Raw genomic sequence first — 22,783 nt, forward strand, 5'->3', positions numbered from 1 at the left:
GGGGCCATGTTTGTTCACCTCCGCCTCCATACCGAATTCTCCGTCGTTGACGGCACCAACCGCATCGACGAAGCCGTCAAAGTCGCCGCCAAAGACCAGCAACCGGCGCTGGCGGTCACCGACCTGAGCAATCTGTTTGGCGCACTCAAGTTCTACAAGGAAGGCCGGGGCAAGGGCGTCAAGCCCATCATCGGCGCCGAGATCTTCCTGGAAGGCCAGGGCCTGGACACCACGGCCTTGTCGCGTGTCATCGTGCTGGTGCAGAACAAGCAGGGCTATCTGAACCTGTCCGAGCTGCTGGCCCGCGGTTTCACCCAGAACATCGTGAAAAACCAGGCGGTGATCAAGCTTGCCTGGCTGCGCGAACTGGGTGAGGGGCTGATCTGCCTGTCGGGCGCGCAGGCCGGGCCGGTGGGCCAGGCGCTGGTGCAGGGCGATAGCGCACGCGCCGACGCCATGGCCGAGCAACTGGCCAGCCTGTTCCCGCAGCGCTTCTACATCGAGCTGCAGCGCGCAGCCCGGCCCGACGACGAGGCCCATGTGGTGGCCGCGGTGCAGCTGGCGGCGCGTCTGCAGCTGCCGGTGGTGGCCACGCACCCGATCCAGTTCACCGAGCCTGATGACTACGACGCGCACGAGGCGCGGGTATGTATTTCTGACGGCGAAATCCTGGGCAACCAGCGCCGGGTGCGCCGCTTTACCCGCGAGCAGTATTTCAAGTCCAGCGCGCAGATGGAGGCGCTGTTCAAAGACATTCCGTCGGCCGTGGCGAATACGGTGGAGATCGCCAAGCGCTGTAACCTGAGCCTGGTGCTGGGCAAGCCGCAGCTGCCGGACTTCCCTACGCCGCTGGTCGATGGCGTGCGCATGACGCCCGAAGACTATTTCCGCTACGCCTCGCACGAAGGCCTGAAGGAACGCCTGCTGCATCTGTACCCGAATGAAGCCAAGCGCGAAGAAGTGCGCCCCGGCTACATCGAGCGGCTGGAATTCGAGATCACCACGATTCTGAAGATGGGCTTCCCCGGCTACTTCCTGATCGTGGGGGACTTCATCAACTGGGCCAAGCTGAATGGCTGCCCGGTCGGCCCGGGCCGGGGTTCTGGTGCCGGCTCGCTGGTGGCCTATGCGCTGAAGATTACCGACCTGGACCCGCTGCAGTACAAGCTGCTGTTCGAGCGATTTTTGAACCCGGAACGGGTGTCCATGCCCGACTTCGACATCGACTTCTGCCAGAGCAACCGCGACCGCGTGATCGATTACGTGAAGGAGAAGTACGGCAAGAACGCAGTGAGCCAGATCGCCACTTTCGGCACCATGGCGGCGCGCGCGGCAATCCGCGACGTGGGCCGGGTGCTGGACCTGAGCTACAACTTCTGCGACGGCATCAGCAAGCTGATCCCCAACAAGCCTGGCATGTCGGTCACCTTGCAGTACCCCCCGGCGGTGAAGAAGGACGGCGACAAGAACAACTACGCCATCGAGATGGAGCCCATCCTGGCCGAGCGTATCGAGGCCGAGGAAGACGTGAAGCTGCTGATCGAGCTGGCGCAAAAGCTCGAGGGCATGACCCGCAACATCGGCATGCACGCCGGTGGTGTGTTGATCGCACCGGGCAAGCTGACCGACTTCTGCCCGCTGTACCAGCAGCCTGGCAGCGAGTCGGCGGTGAGCCAGTACGACAAGGACGATGTGGAGGCCATCGGCCTGGTGAAGTTCGACTTCTTGGGCCTGGCGACCTTGACGATTCTGGAGATCGCCAAGGAGTTCATCGTCAAGCGCCACAAGGGCCAGGAGAACTTCGCCTTCGAGAACATTCCGCTGGACGATGCCAAGACCTACCGGCTGTTCTCCGAAGGCAAGACCGAAGCCGTGTTCCAGTTTGAAAGTACCGGCATGCAGCGCATGCTGAAAGACGCCAAACCGACGCGGCTGGAAGACCTGATCGCGCTGAATGCGTTGTACCGCCCCGGCCCCATGGACCTGATCCCCAGCTTCGTGGCGCGCAAGCACGGCCGCGAGGAAGTGGAGTACCCGCATCCGGCGGTGGCCGAGATGCTGAGCGAGACCTACGGCATCATGGTCTACCAGGAGCAGGTGATGCAGACCGCGCAGATCCTGGGCGGCTACTCGCTCGGCGGCGCGGACATGCTACGTCGCGCGATGGGTAAGAAGAAGGCCGAGGAAATGGCCGAGCACCGCGAAAAGTTCCGCGCCGGTGCATTGGCCACCCACAATATCCCCCAGGCCAAGGCCGACGAAATCTTCGACTTGATGGAGAAGTTCGCCGGCTACGGCTTCAACAAGTCGCACGCCGCCGCCTATTCGCTGCTGGCGTACCACACCGGTTGGCTCAAGGTGCATTACTGTGCCGAATTCTTCTGCGCCAACTTGACGGTGGAAATGGACGACACCGACAAGCTCAAACTGCTGTTTGAAGATGCGGTGAAGATGGGCCTGAGCTTTGAGCCGCCGAACGTGAACCTGGGCCGGCACCGCTTCGAGCCGGTGACCGACAAGATCATCCGCTACGGGCTGGGTGCCGTCAAAGGCACGGGCCAGCAGGCGATTGACGCCATCGTGGCCGCGCGCGAAGCCGGTGGGCCGTTCAAGAGCCTGTTCGACTTCTGCGTGCGGGTGGACAAAGCCAAGCTGAACAAGCGCACGGTGGAGGCTTTGATCAAGGCCGGTGCTTTCGATGCGATCGAAATCAACCGGGCCTCGATGATTGCGTCCATCGACCGGGCCTTCGCTTTTGCCGCCGCCACACTGGCGAATGCGGATCAGGGCGGCCTGTTTGACATGGACGATAGCCACGGCTCCAGCACCCAGGAGCCGGATCTGGTCGAAGCGCCGATGTGGGGCATCAAGGAGCGTTTGACGCTGGAGAAAACCGCTGTCGGTTTCTACCTGTCGGGCCATTTGTTCGACGAGGTGCGCAAGGAAGTGCGCCGCTTTGCCAAGCGCGAACTCGCCGATGCAGTGGACAGCCGCGACATCGTGATGTTCGCTGGTATCGTCAGCGATTTGCGGGTCATCAATGGCCAGCGCGGCAAGCTGGGACTGTTCCGGCTAGACGACGGCTCCGCCATGATCGACGCCCGCGTCAGTGACGCGCTGATGCAGGCCAACAAGGATTTGTTCAAGGACGACGAGTTGATCATTGCCATGGGCAAGGTGCAAACCGACCGCTTTGGCGGCGGTGGCCTGCAGATGAGCATTACCGAAGCCTGGGACCTGGCGGGTGCGCGCTGCCGCTATGCGAAGTTCCTGCGCTTGCAGCTACCGCCGAATGCCACCGGCTCCGGGCTGGACATCGCCAAGCTGGTCAAGGACTTCCCGCCGTTTCTGGATACCACCGAACAAGGCGATGTGTTGCGCGGCCTGCCGGTGCGTTTGTCGTTGCAGCGCAAGACCGAGCAGGGCGCCGCTGTGGCCGAGGTGCAGCTGGGTGAAAAAGCCCGCTTCTACCCCACGGATGCCGCGCTGGCTTTCTGCCTGGCCCAGGCGTCGCAGGCGGTGGTGGCTTACGAAGAGTAGGAGAGTGGGAGGAGGGCGGCTGCTCAAAAGGGCACGTCACCCAGGATGGTGGCGCGGTGCATTACGCGGCGATGCGGCAGGTAGTCGACTGTGGCGTAGTGCTGGGTCAGCCGGTTGTCCCAGAACGCCAGGTCGTACTGCTTCCAACGCCAGCGTACCGTGAATTCGGGCTTGGCTATGTGTACGCGCAGGTAGGCCAGGATGGCATCGCTCTCTTGCTTGCCTAGTTCCACAATGCGGCTGGTGAAGCCCTCGTTCACAAACAGGCCGCGCTTGCCGCTGGCCGGATGGGTGCGAACCACGGGGTGCGAAATGTCGGGGTTCTTGGCCACCGCAGCTTCCCAAATCTTGCGCTCTTCCGGGGTGCGCGCGTAGCGCCAGGCGGGAAAGGACTGCACAAAGCTGTGCTCGGCGTGCAATGGGTCCAGAAACCTGCGCAGCGGTTCAGACAAGGCCTCATACGCAGCAATGCCGCTGGCCCAGAGAGTGTCGCCGCCAGACGGTGGCAGCTGGCGCGCCGATAACAGTGCGCCCATGGGTGGGCGCTCAATAAAGGTGACATCGGTGTGCCAGTTGTCGTTGTCGGGCGGATTGTTGTCGTCGGTGTCCAGTACGATGATTTCCTTGGCATCGGGATGCTGTGGATACACCGGATGGATGTGGAGCGCACCGAAGGCGCTTGCCAGGTCGCGCTGCTGTACCGGCGTGACCGGCTGGTTTTCGAAGAACAGCACATGGTGTTGCAGTAAAGCAGTCCGCAAGCTGTCCCGGTCTTCGTCGCGCAAGGGTGTCGTCAGGTCTATGCCTGCTACCACGGCGCCAATGGCAGGGCCGATAGGACGGATGTCGAGAGTCATGGTGGGTGGGGACTTCAAAGCAAAGATGGCTGCAAGCCTATCGGACGCCTGTCTTCGTGCTTGCTCGTTATTTGCATTTGCTACTGCGCCTACCTTCTATGGCGGGATTCTGGGCGCGAAGACTACCAAGCGAACTGCAAGCGGTACGGGGCTTGGCGCACATTGCGCGATGCGCTGTAAGCGAGTACCGGGTAATGGGCAGTCTGGCGCAGGGCTCTGTAGTGGCTGGTTCGACTGCGAGGGACCAGCCCCCAGGAGCCGGAGGTTACCGCCAGCACGCGCAGAAAATTGCGCTGAATACCCTCGGCATTGGGTGGCTCAGGAGTGCGCATGGGGCCTCCTGGACTTAGATGACTTTCTTGCATCACACGTCTCCTTGAAGCAATACATGCTTGGATTTCGATTGTGCGAAGAATGGTGTGCGAACAGAACGAATGAAAAGTCACTACCAAGTGACAAAAACGCGTAAGGCCCGGTGCCCACCAAGCCTGTCGATCTGCTGGCTGCAGTTTGACCTGGAACGAAGGCCGAAAACCAACTATGCATAGTAGAAAAGCTTCTAAATCGGCTGCGTGCTGCTGGTTATCGTGTGAGCTTTAGCAAGCTTCCATATGGACCGTACACCCGCAAACATTTTCCCTTCGGTTGCCGCCACCATACTGCGCGATTGGCTCAACGATGGCCGAGAAATCGCTCTTCTGGATGTACGCGAAGCAGGCCAGTTTGGCGAAGGCCATCCGTTCTTTGCTGTTCCGCTTCCCTATAGCCGGCTGGAACTGGATGTGGCTAGCTTGGTGCCACGATCCACTACCCGTGTAGTGCTGGTGGATGCGGGTGACGGTGTGGCCGAGCGCGCTGCAGCACGTTTGGCTTTCTTGGGTTACACACAGGTATTCCTATTGGCGGGCGGGGCACCCGGCTGGGCGGCCGCGGGCTATGTTCTGTTCCAGGGCGTGAACCTGCCCTCCAAGACTTTTGGCGAGTTGGTGGAGCATGCCTATGCCACACCGCATCTTTCTGCACAGGACTTGCGCGCCCGCCAGCAAGCGGGTGAGCCGCTGGTCTTGCTGGATGGCCGCACCTTTGAAGAACACCGAAAGATGAGCATTCCCGGTGCTGTTTCAGTGCCGAATGGTGAGCTGGCGCTGCGCTGGCGGGCCTTGCTGCCCGATGTCGATACCCCGGTAGTGATCCACTGCGCCGGCCGCACCCGCAGCATCATCGGTGCGCAGATCTTGCGCAGCCTGGGCATTCCCAACCCGGTGCTGGCGCTGGAGAACGGCACCCAAGGCTGGGCACTCGAGGGCTTGCAACTCGAGCATGGCAATGAACGGCGCAGCGCAGGCGCTGTGGCAGCACACCCGGATGATCGCATCGCCGCTGCCAACCTGGCGCAGTCAGCCGGCGTGCACAAGCTCAGCGCAGCCCAGGCCCAAGCCTGGCTTGATGACCCACAGCGCACGACCTATGTACTCGATGTGCGCAGTGCCGAGGAGTTTGCGGCAGGCAGCCTGGCAGGCGCAAAGCATGCGCCCGGTGGGCAACTGCTGCAGGCCACTGACCAATCCATTGCTGTGCGCAATAGCCGAGTGATCTTGCTGGACGACGAGGCGATTCGTGCTCCGGTGGTTGCCGCGTGGCTGCGCCGCTTGGGATTTGAAACGGCGGTGGTTGACGGGGGCGTGCGTGCCGCCATACAGGTTCGTGTCCCGCCATTGGCTGTGTTGGGGCCGGTCCCGGCAGTCAACCATGGCGAATTGCCGTCTTGGGTGGCACGGCAGGCACCGCTGCTCTTGGATCTGCAGCCCTCAATGGCTTATCGCAGCCGCCATGCACGGGGTGCGCACTGGACGCTGCGCCCACACCTGGTGGCCGATGCGCGCGCGACCGGTAAACCGGGCCAGCCGATTCTGCTGTTCGCTACGGATGCTGCGGTAGCCGGCCTGGCAGCTGCCGACCTGCACGAGGCAGGCTGGCGCGACGTGCGTTGGACGCGCTTGGAGGATTGGGTTGCCGCCGGGCTGCCTGCCGAGTCCAGCCCGGGCCTGCCAGCAGATGCAGAGGCTATCGACTACCTGTTTTTCGTGCATGACCGGCACGAGGGCAATCTGGATGCTGCACGCCGGTACCTGGCTTGGGAGACTGGTTTGATCGCCCAGTGCTCTCCGGATGAATTGGCAGTGTTTCGTTTGCCCGAGGTGCGATAGCCGCATATTCATATCTGGAAAACTTCGTTGTAGATGGGTTGTACCTGGCCGAAGATGGCGCTTCTATTGTTGAATTTTCCTAGCCCCATACATGCTGTTTACCCCGTTCCCATTGTCCCAGCGCCGCGCGGTTGCGGTAGCTTCCGTTCTTTTTGCGCTGGCCTCCGCCGCCGCGCATGCCGATGCCACTCTCGACAAGATCAAGCAGCGCGGCAAGGTCAGTATTGGCGTGCTGGTCAATGGCGGGCCTTTCGGCTCCATCGACCCAGCCACCCAGCAGCTCATCGGCTGGAACCCTGAACTCGCCCGTGCGCTGGCCAAGGGCCTCGGCGTTGATGTCGACCTGGTGCAGGTGCAGACGCCCAACCGTGTGCAGTTTCTGCAAGGCGGAAAAGTCGATTTGCTGATTGCGTCGATGGAATTGAACCCCGACCGCGCTGAAATCCTGGGCTATGCGCCCACGCCTTTCTACCGCGTCGGCGGAACCGCAGCCGTGCTCAAGACCAGCGGCATCACCAAATGGGAGGATCTGCGCGGCAAGCCCGTGTGCGTGTCGCAGGGCAGCAGCTTCGCCAAGCCCTTGGGCACCGACTACGGCGCTGTGGTGCATGGCTACAAGTCCTCGTCCGACTCCCTGCTGGCGCTGCGCGGAGGCAACTGCGTGGCGGCCGTGCATGACTCTACGCTGATCCATCCCACGCTGCGTGGCAACGCCGAATGGGCGGCCTACGCCGCGCCGCTTACCACCGAACTGCTGGCTGCCCCCTCCGTGGTGTGGACACGCAAGGGTGAGCAGGACACCATCGCCGCTGTCGACAAGATAGTCCAGGAATGGCACCGCAGCGGCTGGTTGATCGCCACCGAAAAGCGCCTGAGCATCGAGCCGCCGCAGCCCTTGCTGCCTGAGCTGCAGGCCAAGTTCAAGACCGCGCTTTAAGCGCTCCCTTTTCGATCCACTTGTTTGATGCGACCCGCGCACGCGCGGGCTGGGAAATGCTTTTCATGAAATTCACGCTTTGTTCCAAGACCGTCTGGGCGTTGGGCCTGCTCGCTGCCAGCTTTGCTGGTACCGCCCATGCGGACGCCACCCTCGACAAGATCAAGCAGCGGGGTAAGCTGTCCGTTGGCGTCGATGCGCCGGAGCCACCGTTCGGCCTGCTCGATACCGCGACTGGCAAGGTCGGTGGCTTCCAGACCGACCTGGCGCGCGACATTGCCAAACGCCTGGGCGTGGAACTCGAAACCGTTCCAGTGCATGCCTCGACGCGTGTGCAGTTCCTGCAGGCTGGCAAGGTCGACCTGCTGATCGCCAACATCCAGTGGACCCAAGAGCGCAGCGAGATCCTGAGCTTCGCGCCCACACCCTACAACCTGGTCGGCGGTGCCGCCATCGTTGCCAAGGGCAGCGGCATCAGCAAATGGGAAGACCTGCGCGGTAAAGTGGCTTGCGTCTCGCAGGGCAGCAACTTCGCCCGGCCGCTGCAAGAAACCTATGGTGCGGTGGTGAAGGGCCTGAAGGGCATTCCCGAGTCCCTGCTGGCCTTGAAGGGCGGAACCTGTGCGGCGTCGGTACACATCCAGCCGGCCATGGTGCAGACGCTGAACGGCGCCAGCGCCGCCGAATGGAAGGACTTCCAGCTGGCGACGAACGACCAGTTGATTCCATCTCCCACCGTGGTCTGGACCCGCCGCAACGAAGCCGACACCCAGGCCTTCGTCGACAAGGCCATCCAGGACTGGCACCGCACCGGTACCCTGGTCAGTCTGGCCAAGAAGTACGGCGTACCGGACAGCTATTTCGTGGCGTCCAACCAAAAAGCCCAGCAGGGCAAGTTCGACCGCGCGCCTTTTGAGGGTGACGCTAAATGAAGCTGCGCAAGGCACTCGCCGCCGGGCTGGCACTCGCGTTCGCCGCAGGTGCTGCGCATGCCGACGCCACGCTCGACAAGATCAAGCAACGCGGAAAACTGGTCGTCGGCGTGATCCTGTCAGGCCCGCCGTTCGGCACCATAGACCCAGCCACGCAGAAACACATTGGCTACAACGTCGAACTGTCCGAAGGTGTGGCCAAGGCGCTGGGCGTCAGCCTGGAGACGGTGCAGGTGCAGCCATCCAACCGCGTGCAGTTCCTGCAGCAGGGAAAAGTCGACATCCTGATCGCCAATATGCAGTGGACCCAGGAACGCAGCGAGATCCTGAGCTTCGTGCCCACGCCCTTCGAGGAAGTCGGCGGTGCTGCTATCGGCAAGAAGGGCAGCGGCATCGCCAAGTGGGAAGACTTGCGCGGTAAGCCGGTCTGCGTCTCGCAAGGCAGCAATTTCACCAAGCCGCTGGCCGAAGAATACGGCGCACAGATCAAGGCTTTCCGCGGCCAACCCGAAGCGCTGCTGGCGCTGCGCGGAGGCAACTGCGTGGTCTCGGTGCATGTCAGCCCCACGCTGCGCGAACTGGTGGCCGAAAACGCCGACTGGAAAGACTATGAGATCGCCTCGCCAAATGAACTGATTCCTTCGTCCTCGGTGATCTGGCTGCGTAAAGGCGAGACCGACACACAGGCCGCACTCGACCGCATCGTCAAGCAATGGCATGCCAGCGGCTGGCTTATCGCCGTGGAGAAGAGGAACGGTATGACACCCACGCCATTGCTGTACCAGTTGCACGAGAAGTTCAAGAAGACACCCGCGTAAGGCTGTGAATCCCACAATGTCCGAGAACCGATTCACCGCCGAAAACCTGCGATCCCAGGCGACTGCGATTCTGCAGGCCTGGGGCATGTCGCATGCGCACGCCATCACCACCGCCGATCTCATGGTCGAAACCGACCTGCTCGGCGTGGACTCCCACGGCGTCTCGATGCTGCCGCAGTACGCCGTGCTGCGGCGCAACGGCCGGCTGCGCCTGGACACCATGCCCACGGTGTTGCGCGACGGCCCGGCCACCGCGCTGATCGATGCCGGCGCCGGCCTGGGCCATGTGGCCTCGGCCCAGGCCATGCAGCTGGCGGTGGACAAGGCGCGCGCCATCGGCATTGCACTGGTCGGAGTGCGCAACTCGCACCACTTCGGCGCCGCTGGCGTATATGCACGCATCGCGTCGAAGCAAGGGCTGATCGGCCTGGTCACCAGTTCGGCCCAGGGCATTCTGCTGGTACCGACGCGTGCCACGGCACCGGTGCTTGGTACCAACCCGATCGCCTTCGCTGCGCCGGTGCCCGAAGGCTCGCGCAACTCACCCTTTGTGCTCGATATCGCCACCACCACCGCCGCAGCCAACCGCGTCAAGCTGAAGGCGCTGCGCGACCAGCCGGTACCGGCCGGCTGGGTGGTGGATGGCCAGGGCGCGCCAGTCACCGAGCCACAGGCCGCCAAACAACAGGTTTTTGACCGGCCAGATGGCGGCCTGACGCCGCTGGGCGGCAGTGCGGATGGTGGCAGCCACAAAGGCTACGGCCTGTCACTGCTGGCCCAGGTGCTGGGCGGTACCCTTAACGGAGGGGCCTTCGCACCGCTGCACAACCGCAGCCATGGCCCGGGCGACCCGGCCAACGTGGGCCACAGCTTCATCGCCATCAACCCGACATTCTTCGGCGAACCCGGCAGCTTCCAGCAGGACCTGGATGGCATTCTCGATGTATTGCACGCCACCCCACCAATTGATCCGCGCCAGCCGGTGCTGGTGCCCGGTGACCCCGAAGCAGCCCACCATGCGGAGCGCACCCGCTTTGGCGTGCCCTTACCCGAGCCGTTGGAGCGGCAGCTGCGCGAAGTAGCCAAGAGCGCCGGCGTGCCCTTCATCCTGCAAGCCATAGGCCGCGCCAAGAAAGAGCTGCATGACCACCTTGCTTGAAGGCTTACGCGAGACCCTGGGCGTCGCCCACGTGCTCACCGGCACGGACGCCGACGCCTTCCTCACCGACCAACATGGCCGCCTCACCGGGCGCGCGCTGGCCGTAGTGCGGCCGGCGGATACCGAACAGGTGGCCCAGGTGGTACGCCTGTGCCGGGCCCACCACACACCCCTGGTGCCGCAAGGCGGCAACACCGGCCTGATGGGCGCGGCCACGCCGGATGCGAGCGGCGATGCGGTACTGCTGTCGCTGGGCCGGCTCAACCGGGTGCGCGAGATCGACACCGATAACGACACCATCACCGTGGAGGCCGGTACCGTGCTGGCCACGGTGCAGCAGGCTGCGCTGGACGCGGGCCGGCTGTTCCCGCTGAGCCTGGGCTCGGAAGGCAGCTGCACCATCGGCGGCAACCTCGGCACCAATGCCGGTGGCACCCAGGTACTGCGCTACGGCAATATGCGCGAGCTCACCCTCGGCCTGGAAGTCGTCACCGCCGAGGGCGCCATCTGGCAAGGCCTGCGCGGCCTGCGCAAGGACAACACTGGCTACGCGCTGCGCGATCTCTACATCGGCAGCGAAGGCACGCTGGGCATCATCACCGCGGCCACTCTCAAACTGTTTCCGTTACCGGCCGCGCAGCACACGGCGCTGCTGGCCTTCCCCTGCATTGGCGACGCGATTGCCTTTCTGTCGCGCGCGCGGGCTGGCTTCGGCGCGGGGCTGACGGCCTTCGAGCTGTTGTCGGGCACGGTGCTGAAGCTGATCGCACAGCATCTGCCGGACCAGCAGATCCCGCTCGAATCCCTGGTTCCGCCCTGGTATGCGCTGATCGAACTCTCCGACCCCGAAGGCGAGGCCCATGCGCGCGAACGCTTCGAGGCCGTGGTCGGCCAGTCCTTCGAGGATGGCCTGGTGACCGACGCCACCATCGCCGAGAGCCTGCAGCAGAGCCAGGCCTTGTGGCGGTTGCGCCACGAGGCGCTGGGCGAGGCGCAGCGGCGCGATGGTCGCAACATCAAACACGATGTGTCGGTACCGATTTCGCGCATCCCCGACTTCCTGCGCGCCACGGCGGCGGTGCTCGAGGCCGGCTTTCCCGGCGTGCGGCCGGTGGCCTTCGGCCATTTGGGCGACGGCAATCTTCACTACAACGTGGCGCATGCGCCGGGCCAGTCCACCGAGGCGCTGTTCGCGCTGGAAGACGCGATCCATGAGGCCGTGCACGACAGCGTGCATGCCCATGGCGGCTCGATCAGCGCCGAACACGGCATCGGCCAGCTCAAGCGCGACGTGTTGCCGCGCTACAAGAGCGAAGTCGAGCTGGACCTGATGCGCCGCGTCAAGCAGGCGCTCGATCCGCTGGGCCTATTGAACCCCGGCAAGGTCCTGGCAGCCTGATTTCTCTCTCAAGGATTCCCCATGACAAGCACTTCTTCCTTCCCACTCTCGCAGCGCGTGCGGCGCGTCAAGCTCTCGGCCAATGCTGCCGCCAGCCAGCGCGCCTCGGCACTGATTGCGCAGGGCCGCGACGTGCTGGTGCTGACCGCCGGCGAACCCGACTTCGACACCCCGCAGTCCATCAAGCAGGCCGCCATCGCCGCACTGGCGCGCGGCGAAACCAAGTACACACCGACCGCAGGCACGGCCGAGCTGCGCCGCGCCATCAGCGCCAAATACCGGCGCGAGAACACCCTTGACTATTCCGCAGCGCAGATCATTGTCTCCAACGGCGCCAAGCAGATCATCTACAGCGCGCTGGCCGCCACGCTGGACGCGGGCGACGAAGTGGTGCTGCCAGCACCTTACTGGCCGTCGTTCCCCGACATCGTTTCCGTCAACGACGGCACGCCGGTGATTGTGCCGGTGGACGAGGCCACGGCCTTCAAGCTCACGCCACAGGCGTTGGAAAAAGCCATCACGCCGCACACGCGTTGGCTGATCCTCAATTCGCCCGGCAATCCCAGCGGCGCTGTCTACAGCGCGGCCGAGCTCACCGCATTGGCCGCGGTGCTGCGCCGCCATCCGCGCGTCCTGGTGCTGTGGGACGAAATCTACGAGCACATCTGGTTTACCACCGAAGCGCCGGTACACCTGCTGCACGTGGCGCCCGACCTGCGTGAGCGCACGTTGCTGGTCAACGGCGCCTCCAAGACCTATGCCATGACCGGTTGGCGCATCGGCTGGGGCGCGGGTCCCCAGGCCTTGATCGACGCCATGGTGGTGATCCAGTCGCAGGCCTCCAGCGGGCCCAACTCCATCGGTCAGGCGGCTGTGGCTTCGGCGCTGGATGCCGCGGACCAGAGCTTCGTCTCCGAGTCCCGGGCGGTATATGCGCGCCGTGCGGCCTTTGTGAGCGACGCGCTCAACGCCATTCCTGGCATCTCGCTGCTGGCGCCCGAGGGTGCCTTCTTCGCCTACATCCATTGCGGTGAACTCATAGGCCGCGTTCGGCCCGATGGGCGGGCCATCACATCCGACAGTGACGTGGTCGACTGGCTGCTGGATGCCGAAGGTGTGGCCGTGGTAGACGGTGCTGCTTACGGCCTGGCACCGTACTTCCGCATTTCCATTGCCGCCAGCGACGCCGTGCTGAGCGATGCCGTGCAGCGTATTGCCCGTGCCATCGCTGCCTTGCAGGTGGTCGAACCGGAGGCCTTGACCGCATGAGTGATGGGATTCTTCCGGCCATCGTGGCGGCGTTGAAGCCGCTCGGGCTCAACTACGCGTTCGCGCTCGATGCCAGCGAACGCCAGGCCTTCGTACGCGGTCTGGGCGTCACGCTAGAGCTGTGCTTGCTGACCATCCCCGGCAGCTTGCTAGCCGGCGTGGCCATCGCTGCGGCGTTGACTTCGGGCCGGCCCTGGCTTGCCAAGCCGGCGCGTGCCTTTGTCGAGGTGACCCGCAACACACCGACACTGGTGCAGCTGTACTGCGCCTTCCTGGTGCTGAACATGCTGATCACCCAGCAGCTGCGGCCGCTGGGTGGCAGCAATCCGCTCACACCCGTCATCTGGGTGGTGATCGTGGTGTCGCTGCACAAAGGCGTGTTCCATGCCGAGGCCTTGCGCGCCGGCATTGAGGCCGTACCGCGCATCACACTGGAGGCCGCGCGTTCGCTCGGTTTCTCGCAACGGCAGCTGCTGGCCCGGGTCGAGCTGCCACTGGCGGTGCGCTTCGCCCTGCCTTCGCTGGTCAACAACCTGATCGACCTGGTGAAGATGACGGCCGTGGCCTCGGCCATCGCCGTGGGCGACGTGACCTATGAGTCCATCATGATCTGGACGCAGCGCGACAACGTGCTTGAATTACTGCTGCTGATCCTGCTGTATTTCGGCCTGCTGACCTGGCTGGTCAGCTTGGCGGGCCGCTGGCTCGAAGAACGCTGGAGGATGCCCGGTTATGGCCAGTGAATTCATCTTGAACCCGTCCGCCGTGTCGGTCTCCGCAGCCGGTGCAAGCCCCTGGCGCAACCCGTGGACGTTGACGGCATTGGGCGTGGCCGCCGTGATCGCGTTCTGGACGGCCACCGGTAGCACACCGGCCGTGTTTACCCACCTGTGGAAATGGCTGCCGGTGCTGCTGCGCGGCCTGTTGGTGAACATCGAGATCAGCGTGCTGGCGATGGCGCTTGGCACCCTGGCTGGGTTGCTGGTGGGCGCGCTGTCGCTGTCGCCGTCCAAGGCGCTGCGTACGGCCACGCGCTGGTATGTGCAGGCCTTTCGCAATGCGCCCATTCTGGTGCTGATTTACTTCACCACCTATGTGTTCCCGTTCGAGATCCAGCTCGTCTCCTGGACCTTTCCGTTCCCGGACTGGATCAAGGTGGTGCTCGGCCTGGCGCTGCCGGCCAGTGCCAATGTGGCCGAGATCTTCCGTGGTGCGATCCAGTCGATTCCAAGCGCACAGTGGGAGGCCGCGCAGTCGCTGGCCTTTCGCCGGCGCACGATCTTCCGCCTGATCGTGCTGCCGCAGTGTGTACGCCGCATGCTGCCACCCTGGATGAACCTGTACGCCAGCATCACCATGAGTACCTCGCTGGCCTCGCTGGTCGGCGTGCACGACGTGGTGGATACGGCGCAGATCGCCAGCAATACCGTGGCCCGCACCGACTTCACCATCCTCGTCTACTTCACGCTGTTGGGCCTGTTTTTCGCCTACTGCTATCCAATTGCCCGCGCCACCCGCGCACTGGAGCGCCGCCATGACCGCCACTGATGCCTTTCTCTCTCCCCAAGCCGCAAAGACCGACACCCCGCTTGTCGCGCTGCGCGACGTGCACCTTTCCTTCGGTGCGAACCAGGTCCTCAAGGGCATCGACGTCGAAGTGCGGCGCGGCCAGGCCGTATCCATCATCGGACCATCGGGTTCGGGTAAGTCGACCGTGCTGCGCTGCATCACCGGCCTGCTGCGGCCACAGCGCGGCAGCATCCGTGTGGGCGACACCCAGGTCGATGCGCTGCGCACCGAAGCCGAGCTGATTGCACTGCGCAAGCGTGTGGGCTTTGTGTTCCAGCAGTACAACCTGTTCCCGCACCTTACCGTGCTGGAAAACCTGGTGATCGCGCCCACCCGCGTGGCCGGCCGTGACCGCGCCGCCGCCGAACGCGAGGCGCGGGTGCTGCTGGACAAGGTCCGCCTGTCGCACAAGGAAAAAGCCTATCCCGGCGAACTGTCGGGCGGCCAGCAGCAGCGGGTGGCGATTGCGCGTGCGCTGGCCATGCAGCCCGAGCTGATCCTGTTCGACGAGGTGACCTCGGCGCTCGACCCCGAAACCGTGGGCGAGGTGCTGACCGTGATCCGCGACCTGGTGCGCGACGGCCTGACCTGTGTGCTGGTGACGCACGAGATGCGCTTCGCCGAGGAGATCAGCGACGAGGTGTATTTCACCGAAGCCGGCCTGATCGTTGAGCATGGCCCGGCCGCACGCATCTTCGGCGACCCGGCGAGTGAGCGCACCCGTGCTTTCCTGCACCGGGCCTTGGGCGAGGGCGCCCGGCAGCGGCCTAGCTCTGTTCTACGGCCAGAGACTCCACTGAACTTCGAGCGGCTGAACTTCGCGCTTTGATTCCCCCCATATCAACAAGGAGCCCATGATGGCCGAAACCCTGATCCCTTTGAAAGACTCTCTGGCCCTACAGCGCAGCGAACTGGTTGCAGAAACGCTGGAAGATATCAACCACATCCTCGCCCAGCATCAGCCAGTGGCCCGCGTTACGCTGGAAGCCATTGCCGCACGCCTGGAGCGCCTGGCGGCGCAGAAGCAACTCTTCCCGCGCAGTGACTTTGCCCCTCCGGCAGCGAACGAGGGTGTGGGCGCCTCCACCCGTTACCGTCTGAACGCCGGCGACGGGGACGAGGGGCTGGCGCTGTACCTCAACTCCATCAACCCGGGCAAGACCACCATCCCGCACAACCACACGACCTGGGCAGTGATCGTGGCCCTGGAGGGGCAAGAGGTGAACCGCATCTACCGCCGCACCGACGACGGCCTGAACCCTGAGTTCGCCGCGTTGGATTTGGTGCGTGAGCTGACGGTGCAGCCGGGTACCTCGGTGGCGTTTTTGCCGGACGATATCCACAGCATCCATGTGGTGGGCGATGCGCCCACGCTGCACTTCCACCTGTATGGGCGCGCATTGGAAGCGCTCTCTGGCCGTATCGGCATCAACCTGGAGACCGGCCAGGTGCTGAACTACAACGCTACACAGTTCCAAGCCAGCAAGGTGGCGGCATGAGCGTTAAAGGCAAGAGCACTCAGCCGTTAGGTTCCTCCACGCGGCTGCTGCATGCGGGTGTGCCGCCCTTGCGCGACGGCACAGGCCCCGTCAACGTGCCGGTGGTGCGGACCAGCACCGTGCGTTTTGCCGATACCGCGGCCTATGCCGATGTGCACCACCGCCGCGCAGCCGGCGAGCGGGTGGCCGGCTATGGCCGCCACGGGCTCGACACCCACCAGGCCTTGGAAGACGCGGTGACCGAACTGGAGGGCGGCCACCGCGCCTTTCTCGCGCCGTCCGGCCTGGCTGCCATCTCGCTGACGCTCTTGGCCTTGTTGGCTCCCGGCGACCACGCCTTGGTGGCCGACAACGTTTACGCCCCGGTGCGCCGTGTCGATGACGGATTGCTGAAACGCATTGGCGTGACCTTGGAATACTTCTCGCCAGGGCATGACGATCTGGCCGCGTTGATTCGCCCGAACACCCGCCTGGTCTACCTGGAGTCGCCCAGCTCCTTGTTGTTCGAGGTGATTGATCTGCCGGCGCTGGCAGCAGTTGCCGCCGCACGCGGTATCACGGTGGTGGCCGACAACACCTGGAGCGGTGGCTGGTTCTACAAGCCGCTGGCGCTGGGTGCCAACGTGGTGGTGCAGGCCGCTACCAAGTACATCGCTGGTCACTCCGACCTGATGCAGGGCATCGTGGTGGTCGACAGCCCGGCGCTGGCGGCCAAGCTCACTTTGACCTACGAAGCGCTAGGCCTGACCATCGGGGCTGACGACGCTTACTTGTCGTTGCGCGGCCTGCGCACCCTGCCTGTGCGCCTGGCCCAGCACCAGCGCCACGCCACCCTGGTGGCCAAAGCGTTGCAGCGGCACCCGCAGGTAGCCCGGGTTTTCTACCCGGCCTTGCCGGAAGACCCGGGCCACGCCTTGTGGCAACGCGATTTCAGCGGTTCCAGCGGCCTGGTGTCGTTTGAGTTCCGCGATGCGGATGTTTCTGTGGCGAATGCTTTTGTCGATGCCTTGCAGCATTTCAGCATTGGCGCGTCCTGGGGTGGCTACGAAAGCCTGGCTTTGATCGCGCCGCCCGAGCGCTTGGCGGCCTACCGAAGCTGGACCAGCACCCAGCCGGTGGTGCGCCTGCACATCGGCCTGGAAGACCCGCAAGACCTGATCGCCGACGTGGAGCAAGCCCTGGCCAAAGCGGCGGCGTTGCAAGCCGCACGCGCCCCAACGTTGGTAGCGGCTTAAACCGCTGTGACCCGGCCGATGTCGGGCACTGCGGCCATCAGTTCCCGGGTGTAGGCATGCGCCGGAGCCGTCAACACGGCTTCGGCCGGGCCGACCTCCACCAGGCGGCCATGCTGCATCACCCCCACCTGGTCGCACATATGGCGCACCACGGCCAGGTTGTGGCTGATCAGCAAATAGGTCAGGCCAAACTCATCTTGCAAGTCACGCATCAGGTTCAGCACCTGGGCCTGGACCGACACGTCGAGTGAAGACGTCGGTTCGTCGCAGACGATGAATTCCGGCCGGCTGGCCAAGGCCCGCGCAATCGCGATGCGCTGACGCTGCCCACCGGAGAATTGGTGCGGGTAACGCCTGCCGTCGTCGGGCGACAGGCGCACACGGCGTAGCGCCTCTTGAACGCGTTCGGCGGTCTCATCAGGCCCACTGGTCAAGCCCAGCACCTGCAGCGGTTCGGCGATCAGCCTGTCCACCCGCCAGCGCGGGTTCAGGCTGGCGTAGGGGTCTTGAAAGATCATCTGGAAGCGTTTGCGCAGCGCGGCTGCGCCTGCGGGATCGGCCCAGCGGTCGATGCCGTTGAACAGCACACGGCCGGCCGTAGGACGCGTCAGGCCGGCGATCATCCGCGCCACGGTGGATTTGCCGGAGCCCGACTCGCCCACCAGCCCGAAGCTGCTGCCGCGCGGAATGCTGAAGCTCAGGTCCTGCACAGCATGCAATACCTTTTTCGGCTGGCCAGTCAAGGTGCGCAGCAGCCAACTAGCCGAGAGATCGAAGTCACGCGACAGGTTCTGTACCTGCAGCAGGGGCGCGGCCTCAGCCGACGGCCTTTGCGGAGCCGAAACTGGTACGGGCGCAAGGCAGGCAGGCGCAGCCAGGTCGGCGCCGATTTCGGGCACCGGCAGCCGGTGCAGTCTTTGCGTAAGCGATGGAATGGCCGCCATCAGCGCACGCGTGTAGGGTGCCTGCGGGTGGTCCAGCACGCGGCGCACCGGGCCGGTTTCCAGCACCTGGCCCTGGTACATCACCATCACCCGGTCGGCGGCCTCGGCGATGACGCCCATGTCGTGGGTGATCAGCAGGACGGCGGTGCCACGTTCGCGGCAGACCCGGCGCAGCACGCGGATCACCTGGGCCTGTACCGACACGTCGAGCGCGGTAGTGGGCTCGTCGGCGATCAGCAGGGCCGGCTCGGCACACAGCGCCAGGGCAATCGCCACGCGCTGCCGCATGCCGCCGGAAAACTGGTGCGGGTACTGGTCGATGCGGCTGGCCGGGTCGGCAATCTCCACCTCGGCCAGCAGCGCGATGGCCCGCGCACGCGCCTGCTGCGGGCTCAAGGGCAGGTGGGTGCGGATGGTCTCCACCAGGTGCTGGCCAATGCTGAGCACCGGGTTCAGGCTGGTGAGCGGGTCCTGGAACACCATGCCTATGTGCTTGCCGCGCAGCCGGCGCAGGTCTTCGCGATGCAGTGTGTCTATGCGTTCGCCGCGCAGTTCCACCGTGCCACCGCTCAGGCGCCCGGGTGCAGCGATCAGGCCAATGACGGCGTTGCCGGTCATGGACTTGCCGGCGCCGGATTCACCCACCACGCCCAGGATTTCGCCGGGGGCGATGTCGAAGGACACGTCACGCAGCACCTGCACCGGGCCACGGTAGGTGTCGAACGTCACCCCCAGCTTGCGTACGCGCAGGGTCGGAGTTGGATCGTCGCGGAGCTTGGGGGCGAGATCGTCGACGGCCGTGAAAATCGTGTCGCGTGCGGTCATTGCAGTTTGGGGTTCAGGGCGTCGCGCAGCCAGTCGCCGACGAGGTTGACGGAAAGCGCCAGGGCCAGCAGCACCAGCCCGGGGAACAGCAGAATCCACCACTCGCCGGAGAACAGGAAACCTTGACCAATGCGAATGAGCGTGCCCAGCGAGGGCTGGGTGGGCGGCAGGCCTACGCCCAGGTAGGACAGGGTGGACTCGGCCACGATGGCCAGCGCAAAGCTGATGCTGGCGATGACCAAGACCGGCGCCAGCAGATTCGGCAGGATGTGTTTCACCAGTATGCCGGTACGGGATCGGCCTATGACCTGCGCGGCCAGCACGTAGTCCTTGTGCTTCTCCACCATCACCGCACCGCGCACGGTACGCGCGTACTGCACCCATTCCGACAAACCGATGGCCAGCACGATCACGTACAGCGCCATGTCGTCGCGGTAGCCCGCGGGCAAGACGCCGCGCGCAATGCCAAACACCAGCAGAGCCACCAGCAGCACCGGAAAGGTGAGCTGCACGTCGGCCACCCGCATCACCAGGGTGTCGAACCAGCCGCCCACATAGCCGGCCACCAGGCCCAGCGGCACCCCAATGGCCAGCGACAGCGCCACCGAGGCACCACCTACCAGCAGCGACATGCGCAGTCCGTAGAGGATGGCCGAGAACACATCACGCCCCTGGTCGTCGCTGCCTAGCGGATAGAGGGCGCCGGTGAGCCCGGGTTGGCCCGGCCGGGTGAAGGCGTCTATCAGTTCCAGCACCGCCGGGTCGAACGGGTTTTGCAGCGCCAGCCAGGGCGCCAGCAGTGCCGCGAGCAATAGCAGCGCCAGCACGGCCACGGCGGCCTGCACGGTGTAGGAGCTGGCCAGGGAGCGCAGCACGGCCGAGTCCGAATGGCACAGTCTGCGCCTGGGAGCGGAGGGCGCGGTAGTGGGTGTTGTCATAAAAGAATCGGTTTGCTATGCAATTAATAGCTGCTTGCGCAGGTTGTATAAGCGCAGGCGCATGATTTTTTTTAAATTTGGCGCAAGCGGGGATCGACCAGCAGGTACACGCCGTCCACCACAAAGTTGATCAGCACGTACAGCACCGCGATCAGCAGCAGGTAGGCGGCGATCACCGGCACGTCCACTGCCTGGATCGACGAGATGAACAGCAGACCCACGCCCGGCCACTGGAAGACCGTCTCGGTGACGATGGCAAAAGCGATGAGCGAGCCTATCTGCAGGCCGGTGATGGTGACCACCGGGATCAAGGTGTTGCGCAATGCGTGCCGGTAGTGGATGCGCCGCTCGGGCAGGCCGCGCGCACGCGCAAAACGCACGTAGTCAGTACGCAATGCCTCTAGCATCTCGGTGCGCACCAGGCGCATGATCAGCGTGAGCTTGAACAAGGCCAGCGTACACACTGGCAGCACCAGGGACGCCCAGCCCGATGCGGTGAGAAAACCGGTACGCCAGCCGCCCAGGGCCACGGTGTCGCCCCGGCCGAAAGACGGCAACCAGCGCAGCTCCACCGAGAACAGGTAGATCAGGCCAATGCCGATCAGGAAGGTGGGCAGCGACACGCCCACCAGCGACACCGTCATCAGCACCCGACTGGCCCAGGAGTCATGCCGGATGGCGGTGTAAACGCCCAAGGCCACGCCACCAGCTACCGCCAATAGCCCGGCCACCAAGGCCAGCTCCAGCGTAGCTGGCAGGCGCTCGGCAATCACCTCGACCACCGGGCGCTTGAGCCGGTAGGAAATGCCGAACTCGCCGTGCAGCACATTGCCCAGGTAGCGCAGGTACTGCACCGGCACCGGCTGGTCAAAGCCCAGTTCGGCAATCACAGCCTGGCGGTCGGCGAGGGACGCGTCTTCGCCGAGCAGGCTGATGGTGGGGTCGCCAATGTGGCGGAACACCATGAACGACACAAACGAGACCGCCAGCAGCACCAGGATGGACTGGCCGAGGCGGCGCAGAAGGAGTAGCAGCATGCGTATCCTTGCCGTCAGGGTGCCGCGACTTTGACGTTCTTGAAGAAGATCGCGTCCTCGGGGTTCACCGGGATGTCCAGCTTGCGCTGCATTGCGTAGTCCAGTACCTGGTGGTGCAGCGGCAGGTAGAAGCCTTCTTTCTGCACGGTCTGCCAGATGCTGTGGATGGTCGCGTCGCGCTTCTTCGCGTCACCCTCGGTGGCCAGCGATGCAATCTTGGCGTCGGTCTCGGCGTTGCTATAGCCAATCGCATTGGCCGAGCCGCGGCCGTCTTTGCCGCGGGTGTGCACCAGGTAGTCGAAGATGTAGGCCGAGTCGAACGTAGGCGCGGCCCAGCCGTACAGGTAGAAGTCGGTGTCGGCCTGGTTGATGGCGGTGGCGTGTTGGGCAATCGGCCGGGCAGCGACGGTTGCCTTCACCCCAATGCGCGCCAGAAAGCCCGACACCGCGGTGCAGATGGCTTCGTCGTTCACGTAGCGGTTGTTCGGGCAGTGCAGGGTGATGCCGAAGCCGCTAGGATAGCCGGCGTCGGCCAGCAGTTTCTTGGCCTGGGCGACATCGGGTTTGGGCCAGGTGTCGAAGCCTTTCTCGTAGCCGTGCACGAACTGCGGCGTGATGATGCCGGCTGGCACCGACAAGCCGCGCATCACCGCGGTGCGCAGGGCTTCGCGGTCGATCGCCAAGCCGAAGGCTTCGCGCACCCGGGCGTCGGCCAGCGGGTTCTTGCCTTTGACGTCGCTGTACTTGAGCTCCTTGGCACCCACATTGAGGCCGAGATAGATGGTGCGGTTCTCCAGCCCTTCGGTGACGCGCAAGCCAGCGTCGGCTTTCAGGCGTGCCACGTCCTGGGCTGGCACGTCTTGCACAAAGTCCACTTCACCGGACAACAAGGCGGCGATGCGGGTGGCGGGCGATTTGATCGGCAGGTAGACGATCTCGGTGACTTCCAGCGGCACTTGGCCTTTGCCCCAGTAGCCGGGGAACTGTTTGAACACGGTGCGGGTATCGGGTTCGCGCGACACCAACTGGTAGGGGCCGGTGCCGTTCTCGTTGCGGGTGGCGAAGTTTTCGTCTTTGCCCGACACGTCTTGCGGCTGTTCCGACTGGTGGCCCTTGGCCCAGGCGGCGTTGACGATAAACAGGTTGGTCAAGGTATTCGGCAGCACCAGATTCGGGCCCGAGGTCTTGATCTGCACCGTGAGGGCGTCGACACGGCGCACCTCGACCACCGGCGCCAGCAGCGTCTTCCAGGCCGAGGTGGCAGTCTTGGCACGCTGGATGGAGAAGACCACGTCGTCAGCGCTCAATGTGGCGCCATCGTGGAACTTCACGCCCGGGCGCAGCTTGAACTCCCACACCGTGGGGTCGGCGCTGATCTTCCAGGCGGTGGCCAAGCCGGGTTGCAGCTTGCCGTCTGCCGTGCGCAGCACCAGCGGCTCGTAGACCTGGTGCAGCAAGGTCACGTTGGTGTTGAGGTTGACCGCATGCGGGTCGAGCGTGGCCGGGTCGGACGAGCGGGCCCAGCGCACGGATTCTGCGTGCAGGCCGGTAGCGGAGAGCAGGGTGGCTGCCACCAGGGTAGTGCTGAGAACGGAACGGATGAACATGGAGTTTTTGT

General features: G+C 64.4%; 18 protein-coding genes. 13 read left to right on the forward strand and 5 right to left on the reverse strand.

What is annotated here, in order from left to right; genetic code table 11:
* Nucleotides 1-6 precede the first annotated feature (6 nt).
* On the forward strand, nucleotides 7-3,540 hold the full coding sequence (dnaE, locus tag J2X19_RS15380) for a DNA polymerase III subunit alpha (RefSeq protein WP_310374444.1): 3,534 nt from the start codon (nucleotides 7-9) through the stop codon (nucleotides 3,538-3,540).
* Nucleotides 3,541-3,563: 23 nt separating this feature from the next.
* Here dnaE and tauD read toward each other — a convergent pair whose 3' ends face one another.
* Nucleotides 3,564-4,397, reverse strand: a complete 834-nt coding sequence (gene tauD, locus J2X19_RS15385) for a taurine dioxygenase (protein ID WP_310374445.1) — start codon at nucleotides 4,395-4,397, stop codon at nucleotides 3,564-3,566.
* A 611-nt stretch (nucleotides 4,398-5,008) separates the two neighbouring features.
* On the opposite strand from tauD, the gene J2X19_RS15390 reads away from it, so the two are divergent.
* From J2X19_RS15390 to metC, 12 genes are all read left to right on the forward strand, one after another.
* A complete protein-coding gene (locus J2X19_RS15390; protein ID WP_310374447.1) occupies nucleotides 5,009-6,604 on the forward strand; it encodes a rhodanese-like domain-containing protein in 1,596 nt (531 codons plus the stop codon).
* Nucleotides 6,605-6,695: 91 nt separating this feature from the next.
* Entirely contained in the window at nucleotides 6,696-7,541 is an 846-nt protein-coding gene (locus J2X19_RS15395; RefSeq protein WP_310374449.1) for a transporter substrate-binding domain-containing protein, read from the forward strand.
* Between the two features lie 65 nt (nucleotides 7,542-7,606).
* The gene (locus J2X19_RS15400) at nucleotides 7,607-8,473 is read left to right on the forward strand and encodes a transporter substrate-binding domain-containing protein (RefSeq protein ID WP_310374451.1); all 867 of its coding nucleotides are present in this window, start codon (nucleotides 7,607-7,609) and stop codon (nucleotides 8,471-8,473) included.
* Complete coding sequence (locus J2X19_RS15405; RefSeq protein ID WP_310374453.1) at nucleotides 8,470-9,291, forward strand: transporter substrate-binding domain-containing protein; 822 nt, start codon at nucleotides 8,470-8,472, stop codon at nucleotides 9,289-9,291. The genes J2X19_RS15400 and J2X19_RS15405 overlap by 4 nt, the downstream gene beginning before the upstream one ends.
* A gap of 16 nt (nucleotides 9,292-9,307) precedes the next feature.
* Nucleotides 9,308-10,450, forward strand: a complete 1,143-nt coding sequence (locus J2X19_RS15410; RefSeq protein WP_310374455.1) for an Ldh family oxidoreductase — start codon at nucleotides 9,308-9,310, stop codon at nucleotides 10,448-10,450.
* Nucleotides 10,434-11,849: an FAD-binding oxidoreductase gene (locus J2X19_RS15415; protein ID WP_310374457.1), complete on the forward strand. Its 1,416-nt coding sequence runs from the start codon at nucleotides 10,434-10,436 to the stop codon at nucleotides 11,847-11,849. The genes J2X19_RS15410 and J2X19_RS15415 overlap by 17 nt, the downstream gene beginning before the upstream one ends.
* Nucleotides 11,850-11,870: 21 nt before the next feature.
* On the forward strand, nucleotides 11,871-13,118 hold the full coding sequence (locus J2X19_RS15420; RefSeq protein WP_310374459.1) for an aminotransferase class I/II-fold pyridoxal phosphate-dependent enzyme: 1,248 nt from the start codon (nucleotides 11,871-11,873) through the stop codon (nucleotides 13,116-13,118).
* On the forward strand, nucleotides 13,115-13,861 hold the full coding sequence (locus J2X19_RS15425) for an amino acid ABC transporter permease (RefSeq protein WP_310374461.1): 747 nt from the start codon (nucleotides 13,115-13,117) through the stop codon (nucleotides 13,859-13,861). The genes J2X19_RS15420 and J2X19_RS15425 overlap by 4 nt, the downstream gene beginning before the upstream one ends.
* Nucleotides 13,851-14,666 (forward strand): amino acid ABC transporter permease, encoded by an 816-nt coding sequence (locus J2X19_RS15430; protein WP_310374463.1) that lies wholly within the window; start codon nucleotides 13,851-13,853, stop codon nucleotides 14,664-14,666. Before J2X19_RS15425 ends, J2X19_RS15430 begins: the two co-directional genes overlap by 11 nt.
* The gene (locus J2X19_RS15435) at nucleotides 14,653-15,516 is read left to right on the forward strand and encodes an amino acid ABC transporter ATP-binding protein (protein WP_310374465.1); all 864 of its coding nucleotides are present in this window, start codon (nucleotides 14,653-14,655) and stop codon (nucleotides 15,514-15,516) included. Before J2X19_RS15430 ends, J2X19_RS15435 begins: the two co-directional genes overlap by 14 nt.
* A gap of 28 nt (nucleotides 15,517-15,544) precedes the next feature.
* Complete coding sequence (locus tag J2X19_RS15440) at nucleotides 15,545-16,186, forward strand: cysteine dioxygenase family protein (RefSeq protein ID WP_310374467.1); 642 nt, start codon at nucleotides 15,545-15,547, stop codon at nucleotides 16,184-16,186.
* Nucleotides 16,183-17,421 (forward strand): cystathionine beta-lyase, encoded by a 1,239-nt coding sequence (gene metC, locus J2X19_RS15445; protein ID WP_310374469.1) that lies wholly within the window; start codon nucleotides 16,183-16,185, stop codon nucleotides 17,419-17,421. Before J2X19_RS15440 ends, metC begins: the two co-directional genes overlap by 4 nt.
* On the opposite strand, the gene J2X19_RS15450 is transcribed toward metC, so the two are convergent.
* The 4 genes from J2X19_RS15450 to J2X19_RS15465 all read right to left on the reverse strand — a co-directional run bounded on the left by J2X19_RS15450 (nucleotide 17,418) and on the right by J2X19_RS15465 (nucleotide 22,772).
* Nucleotides 17,418-19,190: a dipeptide ABC transporter ATP-binding protein gene (locus J2X19_RS15450; protein WP_310374471.1), complete on the reverse strand. Its 1,773-nt coding sequence runs from the start codon at nucleotides 19,188-19,190 to the stop codon at nucleotides 17,418-17,420. The two genes, metC and J2X19_RS15450, sit on opposite strands and share 4 nt — an antisense overlap.
* Nucleotides 19,187-20,128, reverse strand: coding sequence for an ABC transporter permease (locus tag J2X19_RS15455; protein ID WP_310374472.1), 942 nt, complete (start codon nucleotides 20,126-20,128; stop codon nucleotides 19,187-19,189). Before J2X19_RS15455 ends, J2X19_RS15450 begins: the two co-directional genes overlap by 4 nt.
* A gap of 71 nt (nucleotides 20,129-20,199) precedes the next feature.
* A complete protein-coding gene (locus J2X19_RS15460) occupies nucleotides 20,200-21,165 on the reverse strand; it encodes an ABC transporter permease (protein WP_310374474.1) in 966 nt (321 codons plus the stop codon).
* Between the two features lie 14 nt (nucleotides 21,166-21,179).
* The gene (locus tag J2X19_RS15465; protein WP_310374476.1) at nucleotides 21,180-22,772 is read right to left on the reverse strand and encodes an ABC transporter substrate-binding protein; all 1,593 of its coding nucleotides are present in this window, start codon (nucleotides 22,770-22,772) and stop codon (nucleotides 21,180-21,182) included.
* Nucleotides 22,773-22,783 lie beyond the last annotated feature (11 nt).

Source organism: Rhodoferax ferrireducens (assembly GCF_031458075.1).
Classification (GTDB): domain Bacteria; phylum Pseudomonadota; class Gammaproteobacteria; order Burkholderiales; family Burkholderiaceae_C; genus Rhodoferax_B; species Rhodoferax_B ferrireducens_A.